The sequence below is a fragment of the Thermalbibacter longus genome, assembly GCF_023806485.1.
GTDB lineage: Bacteria > Chloroflexota > Chloroflexia > Thermomicrobiales > Thermomicrobiaceae > Thermalbibacter > Thermalbibacter longus.
In genome coordinates this window covers 1-16,444 of record NZ_JAMSLR010000001.1, presented here as the reverse complement: position 1 = coordinate 16,444, position 16,444 = coordinate 1, and the positions used below count along the sequence as shown (strand labels likewise).

17 protein-coding genes and 2 tRNA genes are annotated in these 16,444 nt (G+C 66.5%); 9 read left to right on the top strand and 10 right to left on the bottom strand.

Annotated elements, in window-relative coordinates; genetic code table 11:
• The first annotated feature begins 16 nt into the window (after positions 1 to 16).
• The 9 genes from NET02_RS00095 to NET02_RS00055 all read left to right on the top strand — a co-directional run bounded on the left by NET02_RS00095 (position 17) and on the right by NET02_RS00055 (position 11,636).
• Positions 17 to 748: a DnaD domain-containing protein gene (locus NET02_RS00095; protein ID WP_284055322.1), complete on the top strand. Its 732-nt coding sequence runs from the start codon at positions 17 to 19 to the stop codon at positions 746 to 748.
• The gene (locus NET02_RS00090; RefSeq protein WP_284055321.1) at positions 720 to 1,430 is read left to right on the top strand and encodes an ATP-binding protein; all 711 of its coding nucleotides are present in this window, start codon (positions 720 to 722) and stop codon (positions 1,428 to 1,430) included. Before NET02_RS00095 ends, NET02_RS00090 begins: the two co-directional genes overlap by 29 nt.
• A gap of 112 nt (positions 1,431 to 1,542) precedes the next feature.
• A complete protein-coding gene (locus tag NET02_RS00085) occupies positions 1,543 to 3,465 on the top strand; it encodes a tetratricopeptide repeat protein (protein WP_284055320.1) in 1,923 nt (640 codons plus the stop codon).
• A gap of 88 nt (positions 3,466 to 3,553) precedes the next feature.
• Positions 3,554 to 4,456: a diadenylate cyclase CdaA gene (cdaA, locus tag NET02_RS00080; RefSeq protein WP_284055319.1), complete on the top strand. Its 903-nt coding sequence runs from the start codon at positions 3,554 to 3,556 to the stop codon at positions 4,454 to 4,456.
• Complete coding sequence (locus NET02_RS00075; RefSeq protein WP_284055318.1) at positions 4,449 to 5,708, top strand: CdaR family protein; 1,260 nt, start codon at positions 4,449 to 4,451, stop codon at positions 5,706 to 5,708. Before cdaA ends, NET02_RS00075 begins: the two co-directional genes overlap by 8 nt.
• Before the next feature lie 115 nt (positions 5,709 to 5,823).
• Positions 5,824 to 6,420 carry an O-methyltransferase gene (locus NET02_RS00070; protein ID WP_284055317.1) on the top strand — a complete coding sequence of 199 codons (597 nt, stop codon included), beginning with the start codon at positions 5,824 to 5,826 and terminating at the stop codon, positions 6,418 to 6,420.
• A gap of 131 nt (positions 6,421 to 6,551) precedes the next feature.
• Entirely contained in the window at positions 6,552 to 9,146 is a 2,595-nt protein-coding gene (locus NET02_RS00065) for a tetratricopeptide repeat protein (protein ID WP_284055316.1), read from the top strand.
• A gap of 440 nt (positions 9,147 to 9,586) precedes the next feature.
• Complete coding sequence (locus NET02_RS00060) at positions 9,587 to 10,162, top strand: hypothetical protein (protein WP_284055315.1); 576 nt, start codon at positions 9,587 to 9,589, stop codon at positions 10,160 to 10,162.
• Positions 10,163 to 10,232: 70 nt separating this feature from the next.
• Positions 10,233 to 11,636 carry an FAD-binding oxidoreductase gene (locus NET02_RS00055; protein ID WP_284055314.1) on the top strand — a complete coding sequence of 468 codons (1,404 nt, stop codon included), beginning with the start codon at positions 10,233 to 10,235 and terminating at the stop codon, positions 11,634 to 11,636.
• Between the two features lie 80 nt (positions 11,637 to 11,716).
• On the opposite strand, the gene NET02_RS00050 is transcribed toward NET02_RS00055, so the two are convergent.
• From NET02_RS00050 to rpmG, 10 genes are all read right to left on the bottom strand, one after another.
• Positions 11,717 to 12,322, bottom strand: a complete 606-nt coding sequence (locus tag NET02_RS00050) for an ANTAR domain-containing response regulator (RefSeq protein WP_284055313.1) — start codon at positions 12,320 to 12,322, stop codon at positions 11,717 to 11,719.
• A gap of 65 nt (positions 12,323 to 12,387) precedes the next feature.
• Positions 12,388 to 12,461 (bottom strand) — tRNA-Pro (locus NET02_RS00045).
• A gap of 82 nt (positions 12,462 to 12,543) precedes the next feature.
• Entirely contained in the window at positions 12,544 to 12,945 is a 402-nt protein-coding gene (gene rplL / locus NET02_RS00040; protein ID WP_284055312.1) for a 50S ribosomal protein L7/L12, read from the bottom strand.
• 50 nt (positions 12,946 to 12,995) lie between these two features.
• Entirely contained in the window at positions 12,996 to 13,538 is a 543-nt protein-coding gene (gene rplJ, locus NET02_RS00035; protein WP_284055311.1) for a 50S ribosomal protein L10, read from the bottom strand.
• 268 nt (positions 13,539 to 13,806) lie between these two features.
• Positions 13,807 to 14,532 (bottom strand): 50S ribosomal protein L1, encoded by a 726-nt coding sequence (gene rplA, locus NET02_RS00030; protein ID WP_284055310.1) that lies wholly within the window; start codon positions 14,530 to 14,532, stop codon positions 13,807 to 13,809.
• Between the two features lie 70 nt (positions 14,533 to 14,602).
• Positions 14,603 to 15,028: a 50S ribosomal protein L11 gene (gene rplK, locus NET02_RS00025; protein ID WP_284055309.1), complete on the bottom strand. Its 426-nt coding sequence runs from the start codon at positions 15,026 to 15,028 to the stop codon at positions 14,603 to 14,605.
• A gap of 72 nt (positions 15,029 to 15,100) precedes the next feature.
• Positions 15,101 to 15,688, bottom strand: coding sequence for a transcription termination/antitermination protein NusG (gene nusG / locus NET02_RS00020; protein ID WP_284055308.1), 588 nt, complete (start codon positions 15,686 to 15,688; stop codon positions 15,101 to 15,103).
• A gap of 9 nt (positions 15,689 to 15,697) precedes the next feature.
• Positions 15,698 to 15,958 carry a preprotein translocase subunit SecE gene (gene secE / locus NET02_RS00015; RefSeq protein WP_284055307.1) on the bottom strand — a complete coding sequence of 87 codons (261 nt, stop codon included), beginning with the start codon at positions 15,956 to 15,958 and terminating at the stop codon, positions 15,698 to 15,700.
• A 144-nt stretch (positions 15,959 to 16,102) separates the two neighbouring features.
• A tRNA-Trp gene (locus NET02_RS00010) sits at positions 16,103 to 16,175 on the bottom strand.
• A 25-nt stretch (positions 16,176 to 16,200) separates the two neighbouring features.
• Positions 16,201 to 16,371 (bottom strand): 50S ribosomal protein L33, encoded by a 171-nt coding sequence (rpmG, locus tag NET02_RS00005; protein ID WP_284055306.1) that lies wholly within the window; start codon positions 16,369 to 16,371, stop codon positions 16,201 to 16,203.
• Between the last annotated feature and the right edge of the window lie 73 nt (positions 16,372 to 16,444).

The following is a 16,444-nucleotide window of genomic DNA, read 5'->3' as shown; positions in this document are numbered from 1 at the left end:
GTAGGGAGGCCAGCCGATGCCGGAGCCAGCCGCGCCCGGACCGGAGCAGATCACCTTGCCCGAGGCGCTGCTCAGGCGGTTGCTCGCCGAGGTGCGTGACCCGGCAGAGCTCAAGGTCGTGCTGGCAGTGGCACGCCTCCACGCGCACCAGGGCTCGCGCCTGCCGGCGGTACCGGAGCTGGCACTCTTTCAGGATCCTGAGCTGCTGCGGGGACTTCGGCCAGCCGGAACCGACCGCGCTCCGTTGGAGGAGATCGGTCGCGGTATCGAGCTCGCGGTGGCCCGCGGCCTGCTGCTGCGCGTCCGGGCCGGGCAGAACCAGCATGACGCTGGCACCCGCTGGCTTCTGCTGGCGACCCCGGAGGCCCAGGCGTTCGTGCGGGCAGCCAGGCAGCAGCCAGCAGGCCGGCTGGAGCCGAGCCTCGGCGGCGCCGCTGTCATCGAGATCGAGCGCCCCAACGTCTTCCGGCTCTATGAGCAGAACATCGGGATGTTGACCCCGCTGCTCGCCGAGCGGCTGATCGAGGCGCTGGAGCTGTATCCACAGGAGTGGATTGAAGACGCCATCGCAGAAGCGGTAAGCTACGGACGACGCAATTGGCGATACATTCAGCGCATCCTGGAACGCTGGGCACTGGAGGGGCGCCAGCATGAAACCGATCAGGGACGTCACGGCCCTGCCCGGCCGCTCGACCCCGATAAGTACATCCGCGGTAAATATGCCCCGCTCTTCCGCCAGCGGGGATGAGTGCCCGATCTGCAAGGGAGCCGGCTTCGTCCGGCTCGACGTGCCGGTCGGCCATCCGAACTTCGGGCGACTCATTCCCTGCGAGTGCAAGGTGCGCGAGCGGGAGTCGCGGCTCCTGCGCCAGTACCTGGAGATGAGCGGCCTCGATCAGCTCGAGAATTGGACGTTCGAGACCTTCGACCCTCACGTGCCCGGCGTGGCCGAGGCGTATGCCGCCTGCTTAGAGTACGCGCGCAACCCCGACGGCTGGCTGTTCCTGCTCGGTGGCTATGGCTGCGGCAAGACGCATCTGGCCGCGGCGGTCGCGAACTACGTCCTGCAGCACCAGCGCATGTTCCCGCTCTTCACCGTCGTGCCGGATCTGCTCGATCACCTGCGCGCCGCCTTCGCGCCCGAGCGCGGCGCTAGCTACGACGCCCGCTTCGAGCAGGTGCGCAACGCCGGCCTGCTCGTGCTCGACGACCTGGGCACCGAGCACGCCACCTCCTGGGCAACCGAGAAACTCTTCCAGATCATCAACTACCGGTATAACCAGCGCAAACCGACCATCGTCACGTCGAACCGCGACCTCGACCAGCTCGACGAGCGCATCCGCTCGCGCCTCTGCGACCGCTGGATCTGCCGGCCAATCTTTATCAAGGCCGGCGACTACCGCTTGAGGCGCTCGCGGCTCGTCCCCTGAGGCAAGCGCGCCGACCCCGGGCGATGTCGCGATCCAGGACCTAAGCAGGATAGCGCGGGACTGGAAGCTGGGGTACATGGAATCCAGACAGCGTAGGCGATGAGAGGCGATCATGGACGCGACACCGGCGCCACACGCGGGAAGACAGCCGAGTTCGAGCCCGGTATCAGGAACAACCAGCGGGCACTCCTCCCACGGGCAGTCTATCGCCCTGGATCCCGTCGATGTCCTCCATGCCCTCTGGTGCCAAACCAGCGCGCGGGCGACCGGCCAGACCGACCTCCTGGTCACGCAGACCAGGCAAGCTCTGATTCGAGGGGCAACTGCCCTCGCGCTGGACACGCTGCTGCTCACGGAAGCGCTGAATCCTGACCGGATCGAGACGTATGTCACCCACGCCGAGCTCGCGCTGGCCCTCGGCAAGCACGATCTCGCCGAAGCGCTGCTCGGCCGCCTTGAGCGCCTGGCAAGTCTCAATCCAGGGCTGCTCGACGCGCTCGACTTGCGGAGGCTGCGACTGCATCTGGGGAGTACAGTCGACGAGCTGCTGGCATTCGGCAAGGAGATTCTGGCCACCGGGCGGAGCGATCTGTGGACAGCCTACCTCCCACCGATCATCAGAATCCTCCAGCAGAGCGGGCGGATCGGCGAGGCGCTGGAGTTAGCCCGATCCTGGCATACGACCAGCGGCGCGAGCGTCACCGCCTGGTGGACCTATGCACGCCAGGTCCTGGAAGCCGGGGAAACATCCCCGGCACAGGAACTGCTGACCGCCCTTCCCCGTGCCCCGGTCGATGCACACCAGTGGGCTATCCTGCTCGGATTGAGCTCGCTCGTCGGCGATCAACACGAGCTCAGCGTGCTGCGCCAGGCACTGAACGAGGTACGCAGTGGGCGGCTGGCAGCACTCGACCTCGATCGCGAGCTCGAAAGGCTGTCCGGAGCCGGGGCCTGGTCGAGGCCGGTCGAACTGTACCGGGCTTTGATCTGGCTGGCGGCCGGTGAACCGCAGCGCGCCATCGACCTGGCACTACCTCTCGAGGGCAGCGAGTCGGCCTCGACGCGCCTGCTCGGCCATGCCGTAGCCGCTTGGGCCGGGTTGGCCAGTCCTCGTCCGGAACAGGCGTTGCCGCACCTGCAAGCGGCATTCCAGCTCCTCGCCGAGACCCCGAACCTGACTGACGAGCTCGCCGAACTCCTCTCACCACTGGTGAACGTCCAAACCGTCGGCAAGCATTTGGCGGCCCTGCTTCAACAGCGCGGGCAAGTCGACGAGGCCATCGAGACCCTTCGGCGCCTGGTCGATCTCAACCCCACCCGGGCTGATCTGCGCTACCAACTCGCCGAGCTCATGGCGCAGGCCGGGAGAATCGAGGAAGCACGCGAGATGCTCCAGGCGTTCGCTCAGGAGCAGCAGGCAAAGCGTGACTTCCGCGGCCGGCTCGAGACGTTGCGACATCTGGTGCAGCTCACGCCTGAGGGCCCGACGGCGCTGGAAGAGCTGATCACCGGCTATACCCGCATCGGGATGATGGAGCAGGCGATCGCCTTGCTCGAGCAACTGGCTGCTGCTGCCGCGCCGCGGCGTCGCGACGCCGCCGTCGAGTTGCTGCGGCGGGCTGCCGAGCTGGCCATGCTGGGGCAGCAATGGGGAGCCATCCCGCGCATCTATGAGCAGTTGATCGGCCTCGATCCGGACAACCTGGATCACCGGCACGCTGCGGTCACGGCCTACATCCAGACGGGCCAGCTCCGGCAGGCAATCGAGCAGTTGCGTGAGATCGTTCGGGTAGCGCTAGCGCGGGGCGAGCCGGAGGAGGCGCTAGCAGCGCTGCATCAAGTCGTCGCGCTGGATCCGCGCAACCCCGATGCCTATCACCGGCTGGCCGAACTCCTCGTGTCCCTGGGGGAACTCGAGCAGGCCGAGCGAGTCTATCGGCGGCTGCTCGCGCTCTACCCGGATGACCAGGTCGCCAGGGCAAAGCAGGCTGCCCTGGCGGCTCTCCTGAAGCCCGAGGACGGGAACCCGCAGTAGGCGGGGCGCGGATCCCGCCCGCCGACAGCCCATCTACGTGCTAGAATTTCTAGAGCATGCCAGTCGTGCCACAGCCTGGAACGAGGCCATGCCCGAACTGCCGTGGATCTTCACTCGCCTGGATCTCCGGGCTCTCGTCGATATCCTTTCAGTTGCCCTTATCTTCTACTGGTTGCTCTGGGTGGCGCAGGGTACCCGGGCAGCTCAGCTTATCCGTGGTCTGGTCATCCTCCTGGGCGCGGTCATCGGCGCGGCCAACCTGTTTCAACTCGTGGCGTTGAACTGGCTCCTCAGCGTCACCCTCCCGGCGCTCATCGTCGCGATCCCGATCGTCTTCCAGCCGGAACTGCGCCGGGCGCTGGAGCGGCTGGGCCACACTGGCGCCTGGCTCCGCTCGCCGCTGTCGACCTCGAACCAGGAGGCCGAGCTGTCGCACGCGATCGAGGAGATCACCCGCGCCTCCGCCCAGCTCGCGCGGCTCCGCTACGGCGCGCTCATCGTCATCGAGCGAGAGACGGGGTTGCAGGACTACGCCGACCGGGGCATCCCGCTCGATGCCACGCTCACGCGCCAGCTCTTGATCAACGTATTCTTTCCCAATTCGCCGCTGCACGATGGCGCGGTTATCGTTCGCGGCAACCGCATCATCGCGGCTGGATGCGTGCTGCCGCTGAGCGACAACGTCGCCATCGAGAGCCAGCTCGGCACACGGCATCGTGCGGGGATCGGGATCACCGAGGAATCGGACGCTGTCGCGGTCATCGTCTCCGAGGAGACAGGCCAGATCTCGGTTGCCGCGAACGGTCGACTCTACCGCAACCTCGACCCCGAGCGCCTGCGCCGGATTCTCCGCTCGCTCCTGCGCCTGGAACGGCAGGCAACCGGGATGCGGCTGCGCGAGCGAGCCAGGCAGCGGCCACGGCTAGCCGAGGGCGGTCAGGGTGAACAGGTGGCAGAGGATAGCGCCAGAACTCCGACGCAGGTTGGGTAATCTTCCACGCTATTTCGGCGCGGATAACCTGGCCCGCATGGTCATCGCGCTCGTCCTCGCCTTTGCGCTGTGGGCCTGGGTCACCGCGCGCAACGACCCCGAGACCGCTCGCACGTTCTCACCGGTCCAGGTTATTCCCTCCGGGCTGGACCCGTCACTGGTCGTCATCAACCAGCTCCCACCGGTCCAGGTTCGTGTGCAGGGGCCTCGCAGCCGCATCGAGACGCTGGAGAGCGGATCTCTCCAGGCCACGGTAGATCTCTCGGCGATCCAGGAACCTGGCATCTATACGAGGCCGGTCGAGGTGCGCACACCGCGCTACGTGCGCGTGCGCGAGGTGACGCCTCCCGAAATTACCGTCCAGATCGACCGCCTGGCAGTGCGGGAGAATGTCCCCGTGGAGCCAGCCGAGCCGACGGACGTCCCCCCGAATCTCGTCATCAAATCGGTTACCGTACAGCCGAATACGGTCACATTGACCGGGCCACAGGAAACGCTCGCGCAGGTCGCGCGTGTCCAGGCACCGGTCCGGGTAGAGGGAAGAGCCGGCAGCTTCCAGGAGACCGTCACGCCGGTGGTGCTCAACGAGAACGGTGCCCAGGTACCCGGAATTCGAATCGAGCCACCGACGGTCACAGTCATCGTCGAGCTCGAGGTCCGCGGCCAGGTGCGCCGGGTCGTTCCCAACGTCGTCGGGACGGATCAGCTCCCGCCGGGCTACGAACTAGCCGGCCCGCCAACGGTGATCCCAACCGACGAGGTCGTCGTCGAGGGACCCCCAGATGCCATTAGCCAGATCCCGTTCATCTCGACCGTGCCGATCGACGTCTCTGGGCTAACCGAGTCGCGCATCTTCTGGGATGTCCCGCTCGATCTCAGCCGGCTCCCCGCGGGCGTGACGGTCGATCGGCAGACCGTCCACATTTCGGTGCAGATACGGCGCTCGACGGAGGGGCGCACTCTCCAGGGCGTGCCCATCCAGACCATCAACGTCCTCCCAGGCACCCAGGTGCAGGTCAACCCGACGGTCGCCGACGTGCGAGTCGAGGGCCCGCAGGCACTGGTGACCGCGTTGACGGCCGCCGACATCTCGGTCTACGTCGATGTCGGATATGCGGAAGCGGGAATCTACCAGCTCCCGCTCAGGGTGAGCCTGCCACCCGGCGTGCAGTACCAGAGCGTGGCGCCGGAGGTGGTTCAAGTCTCGGTCCAGGCGACAAATCCGACACCTACCCCCGCGCCTGGTCCCTGACATCACGCGGTGCGCTGTGCGTCGCGCCCCGGATCAGACGTTGCTCTGCCACACCGCGGATCGCCTCGTTGCCAGGTGGCACAGGCGTAGAGAGAAAGGCCGCTGAGAGAGACCGATGACCGCGTACCGCGCCGTGTCCTGGCTCCCGCCGCTCGTGGAGCGCGCCCTGCAGCTCGCTCAAACCGCGGCCTTCACTGATTCCTGTACGCCGGAAGTGGGCCGCCTCCTCTACACCCTAGCCGCGCGCTGCGACCGTGGAACGGTCGCGGAGATCGGCACTGGCTACGGTGTCGGCGCTGCCTGGATCGCCAGCGGTTTGCGGCCACCGGTTTCGCTCGTCACCGTCGAGATCGATGAAGCGCGGGCGGCCGCTGCGAGGTCGCTCTTCAGCGGTTACCCCAACGTGCTGGTGCTCCACGGGGACTGGCACGAGATCCTCGACTACGCTCCCTTCACCATGCTCTTCGCCGACGGCGGAAAGGCCAAGGAGCGCGAGCCGGAGGTGCTACTGGACGCTCTGGAACCAGGTGGTCTGCTGATCCTCGACGACCTGACGCCGGAAAGCCACTGGACGCCGGAACAGCGGCAACGCTGGAACCCCGACCCGGTTCGGTCGTTCTGGCTGAATGACCCGCGCCTCGCGGCGACCGAAATCCTGCTGGCACCAGCAAGCGCAGCGATCCTAGCTGTCCGCCTGGCCACCGTGCCATGAATGCTCAACCGCCCTAGCTATGGGTCGATCGCCTTGTGCGAACTGCTTCGCTGACCGTGAAGCTCCCCGTGAGAGCTTCTCCAGGAGCGGTATAATGCCTCTACCGTGCAGGGCTCGCATAGGACAACGAAGTGTCGCTGCCAGGCTACTTGACCACGCTCGTCGGGCGCCAGCAAGAGATCGCTGAGGTCGTCGATCTGCTGCAGCACCCAGATACGAGGCTGCTCACCTTGACCGGGCCAGGCGGCGTCGGCAAGACGCGCCTCGCCGTTGCGGTCGCCGAGCGGCTGCGTTGCTCGCTGGAGCATGGGGTCGTCTTCGTCGGACTGGCATCCCTCCGTGACCCTACGCTCGTCCTGACTGCCATCGCTGAGGCGATGGGCCTGCAAGATCTGGGGTCCATCCCCCTGGGAGAGCGGTTAGTCCTGTCGCTGCGGAATCGACACCTCCTGCTCCTGCTCGACAATGTTGAGCACCTGGTCTCGGCTGCAACGGACATCGGGGATCTCTTGCTGGCCTGCCCTAGACTCCAGATTCTGGTAACCAGCCGGTTGCCGCTGCGCATCGGCGGTGAGCGCGTCTGTCATGTCTCGCCCCTGCCCTTCCCCACCGACCTCGACGCTCCAGCCGAGGAAGTCATGGCGTCACCGGCCGTTCAGCTCTTCCTCGAGCGTGCCCGCGCCAGCGACCCGGCGGTAGCGCTCATCCCCGACATCGCGCCGATCGCGGCGAGAATTTGCGCTCGGCTCGATGGGCTGCCGCTGGCGCTCGAGCTGGCCGCGGCGCGCACGAGGCTTCTCCCGCTCCCGGCGCTCCTGAGTCGCCTGGAGCGGAGTCTCGACGTCCTCACCGGCGGGGCTCGCGATCTCCCAGACCGGCAACGCACGCTCCGCCAGACGATCGCCTGGAGCCATGACCTGCTCGACGATCGCGAGCGAATCCTCTTCCGCCGGCTGGCCCCCTTCGCCGGCGGGTTTACCATCGAGACGATCGAGGCGGTATGCGACTTCGACGACTCGCTCGGCCCTGAGGTACTGGACGCGCTCACGAGCTTGCTCGACCTCAACCTGGTGCATCGCGTTCCGGGAACAGAGCAGAGGCCGCGCTTCCGGCTCCTGGAGACGATTCGGGAGTTCGCCGTCGAGCAGCTCATCGATAGCGGCGAGGAGTCGCTCGTCCGCCGCCAGCACGCGACGTACTTCCTCGAGCTGGCCGAGCAGGGCGCGTACGCCCTGCACCAGGTCGAGGATCGGGCGGGGCTCGAGGCACTCGAGCGCGAACACGACAACTACCGTGCCGTGTTCGTCTGGCTCCGCGCCGCGGCTACGGAGAATCCGGTCGAAGCAGCACTCTTCGCGTTTCGGCTCTCTCTCGCGCTCTGGTGGTTCTGGATCTACCGCGGGCACTGGGAAGAAGGACGCGCTCGCCTCACGGAGGCGCTCAGCCAGGTCCAGTTGCTGGGAGTCCTCGACAGTCACTCCCACGCTGTCGCGCTGCTGGATCTCGGCATGCTGGACTATGAGCAAGGCGACTACGACACCGCCGAAGCAAGACTAGCCGAGAGCGCCCGGCTGGCCGGTGAGCACGGCGATAGGCACACACTCTGCCTCGCGTTGCACTACCACGGGCTCTCGGCGCTCTACCGCAGCCGGTACGAGGATGCACGTACGCTCCTCCGGGAGAGCGTCGCGGTCGCGCGATCGATCGGCCAGCCCTGGTACCTGGCGACGGCGATCTTCGCGTTGGCGGAGGCAACCTGGCCGGAAGACCCACAGGCCGCAAGCGCGCTCTACCGGGAGAGCGAGGAACTCTTCCGCTCCGTCGGGGCCTCCTGGGGGCTCGCCCTGCCGTTGACCAGCCTCGGCCGACAGGCTCTGGACGCTGGCCGCTACGAGGAAGCGCGCGCGCTCTTCGAGGAGGGATTGGCACTGCGTCGTGCTGTCGACAACACGTGGTGGCTCGCGATCTCGCTGTGCGGCCTGGGTGAGGTGGCCCGGTGTGAAGGGAATTACTCGCTCGCCGAGACGTACTTCCTGGAGGGATTGACCATTTACCGTGCTCTCGGCCGCACGCACAACCTTGCCTGGCCACTGCGCGGCCTCGGCTATGTCGCGTTGAGCAAGGGAGATCATCTGCAGGCACGCGACTTCCTGCGCGAGAGCCTGCTGCTGGAGCGAGAACTGGGTGCTACGCCCTCGCTGGCGGCGTGCCTCTGCGGCCTGGCTGGCCTCGCCGGAATGTGCGGGGACGCGCTCCGAGCGGCACGGCTGTTCGGCGCCGCCGACGCTCTCCTCGAGCGCCTCGGCGCCAAGCTTGAACCAGCGGATCGAGTCGACCGGGACCGGCTCATCGCACAGGTCTCCTCCCGCCTGCTCGCCAGCGCATGGTCCGAGGCGTCGCAGGAAGGGCACTCGCTGCCGCTGGACCTGGCGATCGAGGAGGCCCTAGCGATACCGGCGCCCGGGCCGGACCTGCCCGCCGAGCAGATTGAGCGGTCGCACCGCCCGGGCGCTCGTCATGGGCCACTGACCCCCCGGGAGCGAGAGGTGGCCGGATTAGTCGCGCGCGGGTTGTCCAACCGGCAGATCGCAACCCAGCTCTTTATTACCGAGAAGACGGCAGCGAACCACATCGACCACATCATGACCAAGCTCAACCTCCGTTCCCGAGCCCAGATCGCGGTCTGGGCAGTACAGAACGGTCTCGGCCCGGAGCCGGAGGCCTGACGCCACCCCTTGCGGACTCATCGCTCAAGAGTAACCGCCCGCTTTCCCCGTCGTCCTACTCTGGATACCTTACAGGCCGGAACCTCTGCTCAGCCGCAGTGGCAATGGACCACGAATGAACGGCGCTTACCCGCCTCCTGCCCCCTAGCGAGTCATCCTCACGGCGCCGTGCCCTCCTAGGTACCAGCCATGGCACGACTGCACTAGCTGTAGGGGATTCTCCCCATGGCCCTCACGCGGCGTGGGAAGAGGAGGAGCCAGAATTGGGTATCCCTCCGGATGTTCTGTCCAGCTCACCGTCTTACGCTGGGACTAACCGGCGAAAGCCGGTCGCTGGCGGCGAGATGAGAGCTGGAGGTGACCCGATGCCGTAGCGCCCCAGTGGAGTTCCGGAGGAACACAGGACCACACGGAGTAAGCACAGAGAGGATGGTGATAACGTGCGGAAACGGATGGCGCTCATCCTGGCGATACTCGGCTTCAGCCTGGCATCGGTGCCAGCGCTCGCTGCCCCTGGCTCGACGGACCCGACGGTCAACCGCCAGCTCGCTGCGGTGCGTGCCGCAACAGCGAAGTATCACGATCCCGCCGCGGCGCTCGCCGACGGCTACCTGCCCACCGATGTCTGCGTTGCCTCCCCTGATGGCGGTATGGGCATGCACTACGTGAACCCTGATCGCGTCGGCGCGCTCGACCCGCGGCGCCCGGACGTGCTCCTCTACGAGCCAACACCGAGCGGCCCTCGACTCGTTGGGGTGGAGTACCTCCAGTTCGCGCTCGTACAGCTACCGGGATCGGACGGCTGGACACTATGGTTCGACGAGGACCCACCTCCGGCTGGCTCGACGTTCGCGCCGGCGCCATCACTCTTCGGCCAGCGGTTCGACGGGCCGATGGCGGGTCACGAGCCAGGGATGCCCTGGCACTACGACCTTCACGTCTGGCTGTGGAAGGCGAATACGGACGGGATCTTCTCCATGTGGAACCCGAACGTGCATTGCCCGGACAGCGACTGACCGGATACCCGCCGCGGGCAAACTGTTCGACCCGCGATGCGACAACGTGCGAGAGAGGATGCAAGCAACGATGACGCACGATGCTACGCTCTCCAGCCTGACCGGACTGGACCTGCGCCCGCTCGAGCAGCGGCTGCGCGGAACGCTCCTGCGGCCTGGCATGGCTACCTACGACTCCGCGCGACAGCTTATGAACCGCGCGGTGACGCGCCGGCCGGCAGCGATCGCACAGGTAGCCGACTCGCAGGACGTCGTCGAGGTGGTTCGCTTCGCGCGCGACCGTGGCCTGCCGCTGGGAGTGCGTAGCGGCGGTCACAGCCCGGCCGGCTACGGGATGGTCGACGACGCTCTGGTTGTCGACCTCTCGGGCATGAAGCGCGTCACCATCGACCCTGACGCTCGCCTCGCTCGCGTCGAGGCAGGCGTGACCTCGGGCGAGCTCGCTGCCTTCGCCCAGCCGCACGGGCTGGCGATCTCCACCGGCGATACCTCGTCCGTCGGCTTCGGCGGCCTGGCGACCGGTGGCGGTATCGGCTTCATGGTGCGCAAATACGGCCTCACCATCGACAACCTAATCGCAGCCCAGGTCGTCACCGCCTCTGGCAAGCTGGTGACGGCCAGCGAGCAGGAGCATCCCGATCTCTTCTGGGCCATACGCGGCGGCGGTGGCAATTTCGGCATCATCACCGAGTTCATCGTCCGTCTGGCCGAGGTCCGGCAGATCCTCGGGGGCGACTTGGTGCTGCCGGCCAGCCGAGAGGTGATCCGCGGCTATCTGGACTATGTGGCAGATGCTCCCGAGGGACTCACCACCATCGCCCACCTCATGCACGCGCCGCCGGCACCCTATATCCCGGAAGCACGCGTCGGCGAAGTCGTGCTCTCGATTCTCGTGACCTGGGTAGGCGACGAGTCAGAAGGCCAGCGAGCGGTTGCGCCGCTGCGGGCGCTCGCCGAGCCGGTCGCGGACACGATTGCCTGGATGCCCTACCCTGCGATATTCAACTTCACCGCTCACCAGGCAGTGCCCATTTGTCATGCCATCCGTTCCGTGCTTACCCATGAGGTGAGCGATGAAGTTGTCGATGCCGCACTCGAGGCGGTGGAGCGCGCGAACTCGCCGTTCAGCCTGGTACAGTTTCGGGGGCTTGGCGGCGCCATGGCACGTGTGGGTCGCGAGGCGACGGCCTTCGCTCATCGCGACGCGCGCTACATGGTCACGCTTCTGGCACTCTGGATGGATGAGAACGAGGATGCGACGCCACATCGCGCCTGGATAGAGGCGGTCTGGCCAGCGATCCGGGCAACGGGTACGGGAGTATACGTCAACTTCCTGGAGGAAGAGGGACACGAGCGGATACGCCAGGCCTACCCGTTGCCGACTCTGGCCCGGCTGGCGGAGGTCAAGCGCACCTATGACCCGCACAACATGTTCCGGTTCAACCAGAACATCGCTCCGGCCATGAGCGCCTGAGCTCGAGCCTGAACCACACGCGACGCGGGGGGCGGATCGATCCGCCCCCCGCCAGATGCCTGGTGACCCGTGCAGTGCCGCTACGACGAGCGGCTCTCGAGCTGGTGGGCCAGCAGGATCGCCTCGGCCACCTCGCGCATCGACTTGCGGTTGTCCATGCTGATCCGGCGCATGCGCTGGAACGCTTCCGACTCGCTCAGGCCGTGCACCTGCATGAGGATGCCCTTGGCGCGCTCGATCAACTTGCGCGCCTCCAAGGCCTCTTGCAGCTCCACCACCTGGCGCTCCAGTCGCTGGAGGTCACGAAAGCGCGCGAGCGCCAGCTCGATCACTGGCATCAGCTCGCTCTCGCGGAAGGGCTTCACCAGATAGCCGGCAACGCCGGCCGCCTTGGCACGATCGACCAGCTCGCGCTCGCTGTAGGCGGTCAGCAACACAACCGGGGCCAGCCCGTCGCGGCTCAGCTCCTCAGCCGCGTCGATGCCGTCCATCTCGGGCATCTTGATGTCGAGGATAATCAGATCCGGCTTCAGCTTGCGGGCCAGCTCGATCGCCGTGCGGCCGTCGGCCGCTTCGCCCACCACATCGTACCCCAGCGAGGTGAGCAGCTCGCGGAGGTCGAGCCGAATGATCGGCTCGTCATCAGCGATGACGATTCGAACGGTCTGCGGTGAACGCCCCGCCACGCGAGCTACCCGCCTTCGGATTACGGGCTATTCGCCGCCCTTGCAGATACGAGGGTGCAAAACGGTCGGGGCGAGAGGATTTGAACCTCCGACCTCCGGTACCCCATACCGGTGCGCTACCGGGCTGCGCCACGCCCCGAGATCGACCGTCAGTATAGCATAGTACTGGGGAGAGCGGGTAGTGACGCTCATCACGGTCACTACCCGCTCCGGCCCATCGTCTACTTGATCTCCACCTTCGCGCCGGCTGCCTCGAGCTTCGCCTTGGCCGCTTCGGCCTCCTCTTTGCTCACGCCCTCCTTCACCGGCTTGGGCGCGGCCTCGACCAGATCCTTCGCTTCCTTCAGACCGAGCTGCGTCAGCTCGCGGACGACCTTGATCACCTGGATCTTGTTCGGGCCGACCTCGGAGAGCACCACATCGAACTCGGTCTTCTCCTCCTCCGGCGCCGCCGCAGGCGCTGCTCCCGGCGCGGCAGCGGGCGCAGCGGCGACCGCGACCGGCGCCGCGGCGGTCACGCCGAAGCGCTCCTCCAGCGCTTTGACGAGCTGCGACAGCTCCAGCACGGTCATCTGCTCGATGACGCTGATGACTTCCTCGAGCTTCTCCTGTCCAACAGCCATGACTCACGCTCCCTCCATACTCGATACCGAACGCTCAGCTCGTACGCGACCTACGCCGCAGCCTGACTCTGCTCGCCGCCCTCGAGCTGCTGCGCCCGCGCCTGCAGCACGTAGGCGAGCGAGCGAATGGGCCCGGAGAGCACCGAGACGAGACCGTACAGCGGGGCCTGCAACCCGCCGACCACCTTCGCGAGCAACTCCTCGCGCGGCGGCAGCGTCGCCAGCCGCTCCACCTCGGCGGGCGGAAGCAGCTTCCCTTCGAGCAGCGCCCCCTTGACCACCAGGACCCGCGAGGTGCGCGCGAAGTCGGTGACGACTTTCGCCGCGGCCACGGGATCCGCCGCCGTGCAGACGATCGCCGTCGGCCCTTCCAGGAGCGGTGTAACCGCCTCGAGCCCGACCCGTTCCGCCGCGATGCGCGTCAAGGTATTTTTGACCACCTTGAGACGCGCCTCCTTCTCGCGGAGCTGCGTGCGGAAGCCTTGCAGATCGGTTACCGTCAGGCCCCGGTAGTCGGTCAGGATCGTCAAGGTGGAGTTACGGAGCAGCTCGCTGATCTCTTCGATCTGCTGCGCCTTCTCCGGCGTCGGCACACGCTCCCTCCCTTCTGACGCAACGAACCCCTGCGCCGGTACCCAGCGCAGGGGCAGCACGCGAAGCTCTCTGGAGTTCTCCAGCGTCGCTGTCCCAGTGCGCCTCGGCTGGATGATTAAGCGCCTCACACGACGCCCCAGCGGTCACCGGCGCGGTGACGTACCCACGAATTCTACACGACCTCTAGTCGCAATTCACTCCTTGCCGGCTCGATCCACCGAGCGTGATTCGGCTGCGCTCGCCCCGCGCTCGAGCCTCCAGCCTCCACTACTGAACGAACGCCTGCGCCTCCTCGAGCGTCTGCGCCACATCGAGCGCGATCGGCGGGCCCATCGTGCTGGTGACCGTAATCGAGCGGATGAAGGTGCCTTTGACCGCGCTGGGTCGCGCGCGGTTCACCGCGTCGACCAGGACGTACAGGTTTTCCAGCAGCTTCTGCGTATCGAAGCTCTTGCGGCCAATGGCGACGTGAATATTGCCGGTGCGGTCGTTCCGGAACTCGACGCGCCCTCCCTTGACTTCCTTGATGACCTGGGGCAGATCCTCGGGTGAGCGGATGACAGTCCCGCTGCGCGGGTTGGGCATCAGGCCGCGCCGTCCGAGGATCCGGCCGAGCGGGCCGACTTTCCCCATCTGATCCGCCATCGCGATGGCCGCATCGAACTCCAGCCAGCCAGACTCGATCTGCCGGACCAGATCGTCGCTGCCGACGTAGTCGGCGCCAGCCTCCTGGGCAATGCGGGCAGCCTCGCCGACGGCGAAGACGAGCACGCGCGGCGTCTTCCCGGTTCCGTGAGGCAGCGCGACTGAACTGCGGACGTTCTGGTCGGCCTGGCGTGGATCGATTCCCAGGTTGATGTGGACCTCGATGCTCTCGTCGAAATTCGCGTAGGCGGTCTTCTTGACGAGCTCGATCGCCTCTCTCGGCGAGTACCGCTTTGTCAGATCGACGAGCTTCAGCGCCTCGAGATAGCGCTTGCCATGCTTCGGCATCGTCTCCTCCCGTGGTTCATGCGGAGCCCAGGCTCCTCCCACATCGATCGCACGGTCTTCCGGCTGCGACCTAGCCGACGACCTCGATCCCCATGCTGCGGGCCGTTCCCTCGATCTGGCGCATCGCCGCCTCCAGATCGGACGCATTGAGATCGGGCATCTTCACCTGCGCGATCTCCCGGATCTGGTCTCGGGTGACCCGGCCCACCTTCTGCCGCTTCGGGTCGGCGGCGCCCTTCTCGATCCCCGCCGCGCGTCGCAGGAGGTCTGCGGCCGGCGGCGTCTTCAACACGAAGGTAAACGACCGGTCCTCGAAGACCGTGATGACGACCGGGATGATCTGACCGGCCAGGTGAGCGGTCTTCTCGTTGTATTCCTTGCAGAAGTTCATGATCGCCACGCCGTGCTGGCCGAGCGCGGGGCCGACCGGCGGGGCCGGCGTGGCCTTCCCGGCAGGCAGTTGGAGCTTGACGATCGCGCGAACCTTCTTCGCCACTCCCTCACACCTCTCGCTGCACCCGGTGCCGTTCCATCACGCGCGTCGGCCTCTGGAGCACACCCGGCGAGACTACGTCTCGCGCTCGACCTGGAGGAAGTCGAGCGTGACCGGTGTCTCCCGGCCGAAGAACGAGACGAGGACCTTGACCTTCCCCTTCTCGTAGTCGACCTCGTCGATGACACCGCGAAAATCGGTGAACGGGCCATCGATGATTCGCACCACATCGCCGGGCACCAGGGAAACCTTGACCTTCGGCGCTTCCGCCTGCACGCCCTTCAGGATGGCCTCGGCCTCCTTCTCGTCCAGCGGGACCGGGCGCGTGCCGACGCCTACGAAGCCGGTGACCCCCGGCGTGTTGCGGACGACGTGCCAGGACTCGTCGTCGAGGATCATGCGGACCAGCACGTAGCCGGGAAACACCTTCCGCTGCACGGTGTGCCGTTGCCCCCCGCGGATCTCGACCTCTTCATGCGTGGGCACGACCACCTCGAACACCTTATCGGCCACGTCCATGGTTTCGATGCGGTGTAGCAGGTTCTGCCGCACCTTGTTCTCGTAGCCGGAGTAGGTGTGGATTACGTACCACTGTCCCGGCTTTTCAGCCTCCATCTCGCTGGCCCGCTTCTGGGCGAGCCGTTCGCGGAGTGTGCGAGCCATGCTTCCCCCTTAGAGCGCCTGTAGCAGATCCCAGAGCCGGACGAAGATGGCGTCGATCGCGCCGAGCAAGACGCCGAGCGCTGCGGAGAGCCCGATCACCAGAATGGTGAGCTTGCGGGTCGTCTCGCGGTCAGGCCAGGTAATCTTCTTCACCTCAGCCCGCACATCAGCGATGAACTGCCGCAGCCCGGCAAGCCGCGAGCGCCGTGCCCGCACGCGCTCGGTCGCCCGGGGTTTGGCACGAGCCTGGGGTTGTGTCTTGGTCGCCATGAGACCGTCCTTACCTGAGCCGGCCTAGCGACACCCGTCACGCGAAGTGTAGCACCGGCCCCACACTGAAATGGGGCGAGCCGAACGGCTCTGCCCCATCCCGCAAAGTGCCCGTCGAGGCGGAACCCTCTCACTCGTTTCCGGCAGGGCCGGAGGGACTCGAACCCCCAACCTGCGGTTTTGGAGACCGCTGCTCTGCCAATTGAGCTACGACCCTCTACCGCCCCGACCGACACCTGCCGCTATCGGGTCTCCCGGTGCAGCCGGTGTCTCCGACAGCGTGGGCAGTACTTCTTCAGTTCCAGCCGGCCCGGATCGTTCCGCCGGTTCTTCTCCGTCGTGTAATTCCGCTCGCGGCACTCCGTGCACTCGAGCGTGATGACGATCCGGTCGGCCTTTCCCTTCTTTGCCATGATACCACACCCACCCGGTTGTCTGCGAGGGTGCCGTCCGCCGGGACTACTTCAGGATCTTGGTGACGACGCC

What these genes read in the sequence shown, in the direction of transcription:
- NET02_RS00095 (WP_284055322.1), top strand. Translation starts at nt 17, where the DNA reads ATGCCGGAGCCAGCCGCGCCCGGACCGGAGCAGATCACCTTGCCCGAG.
- NET02_RS00090 (WP_284055321.1), top strand. Translation starts at nt 720, where the DNA reads ATGCCCCGCTCTTCCGCCAGCGGGGATGAGTGCCCGATCTGCAAGGGA.
- NET02_RS00085 (WP_284055320.1), top strand. Translation starts at nt 1,543, where the DNA reads ATGGACGCGACACCGGCGCCACACGCGGGAAGACAGCCGAGTTCGAGC.
- cdaA (WP_284055319.1), top strand. Translation starts at nt 3,554, where the DNA reads ATGCCCGAACTGCCGTGGATCTTCACTCGCCTGGATCTCCGGGCTCTC.
- NET02_RS00070 (WP_284055317.1), top strand. Translation starts at nt 5,824, where the DNA reads ATGACCGCGTACCGCGCCGTGTCCTGGCTCCCGCCGCTCGTGGAGCGC.
- NET02_RS00055 (WP_284055314.1), top strand. Translation starts at nt 10,233, where the DNA reads ATGACGCACGATGCTACGCTCTCCAGCCTGACCGGACTGGACCTGCGC.
- rplL (WP_284055312.1), bottom strand. Translation starts at nt 12,945, where the DNA reads ATGGCTGTTGGACAGGAGAAGCTCGAGGAAGTCATCAGCGTCATCGAG.
- rplA (WP_284055310.1), bottom strand. Translation starts at nt 14,532, where the DNA reads ATGCCGAAGCATGGCAAGCGCTATCTCGAGGCGCTGAAGCTCGTCGAT.
- nusG (WP_284055308.1), bottom strand. Translation starts at nt 15,688, where the DNA reads ATGGCTCGCACACTCCGCGAACGGCTCGCCCAGAAGCGGGCCAGCGAG.
- secE (WP_284055307.1), bottom strand. Translation starts at nt 15,958, where the DNA reads ATGGCGACCAAGACACAACCCCAGGCTCGTGCCAAACCCCGGGCGACC.
- rpmG (WP_284055306.1), bottom strand. Translation starts at nt 16,371, where the DNA reads ATGGCAAAGAAGGGAAAGGCCGACCGGATCGTCATCACGCTCGAGTGC.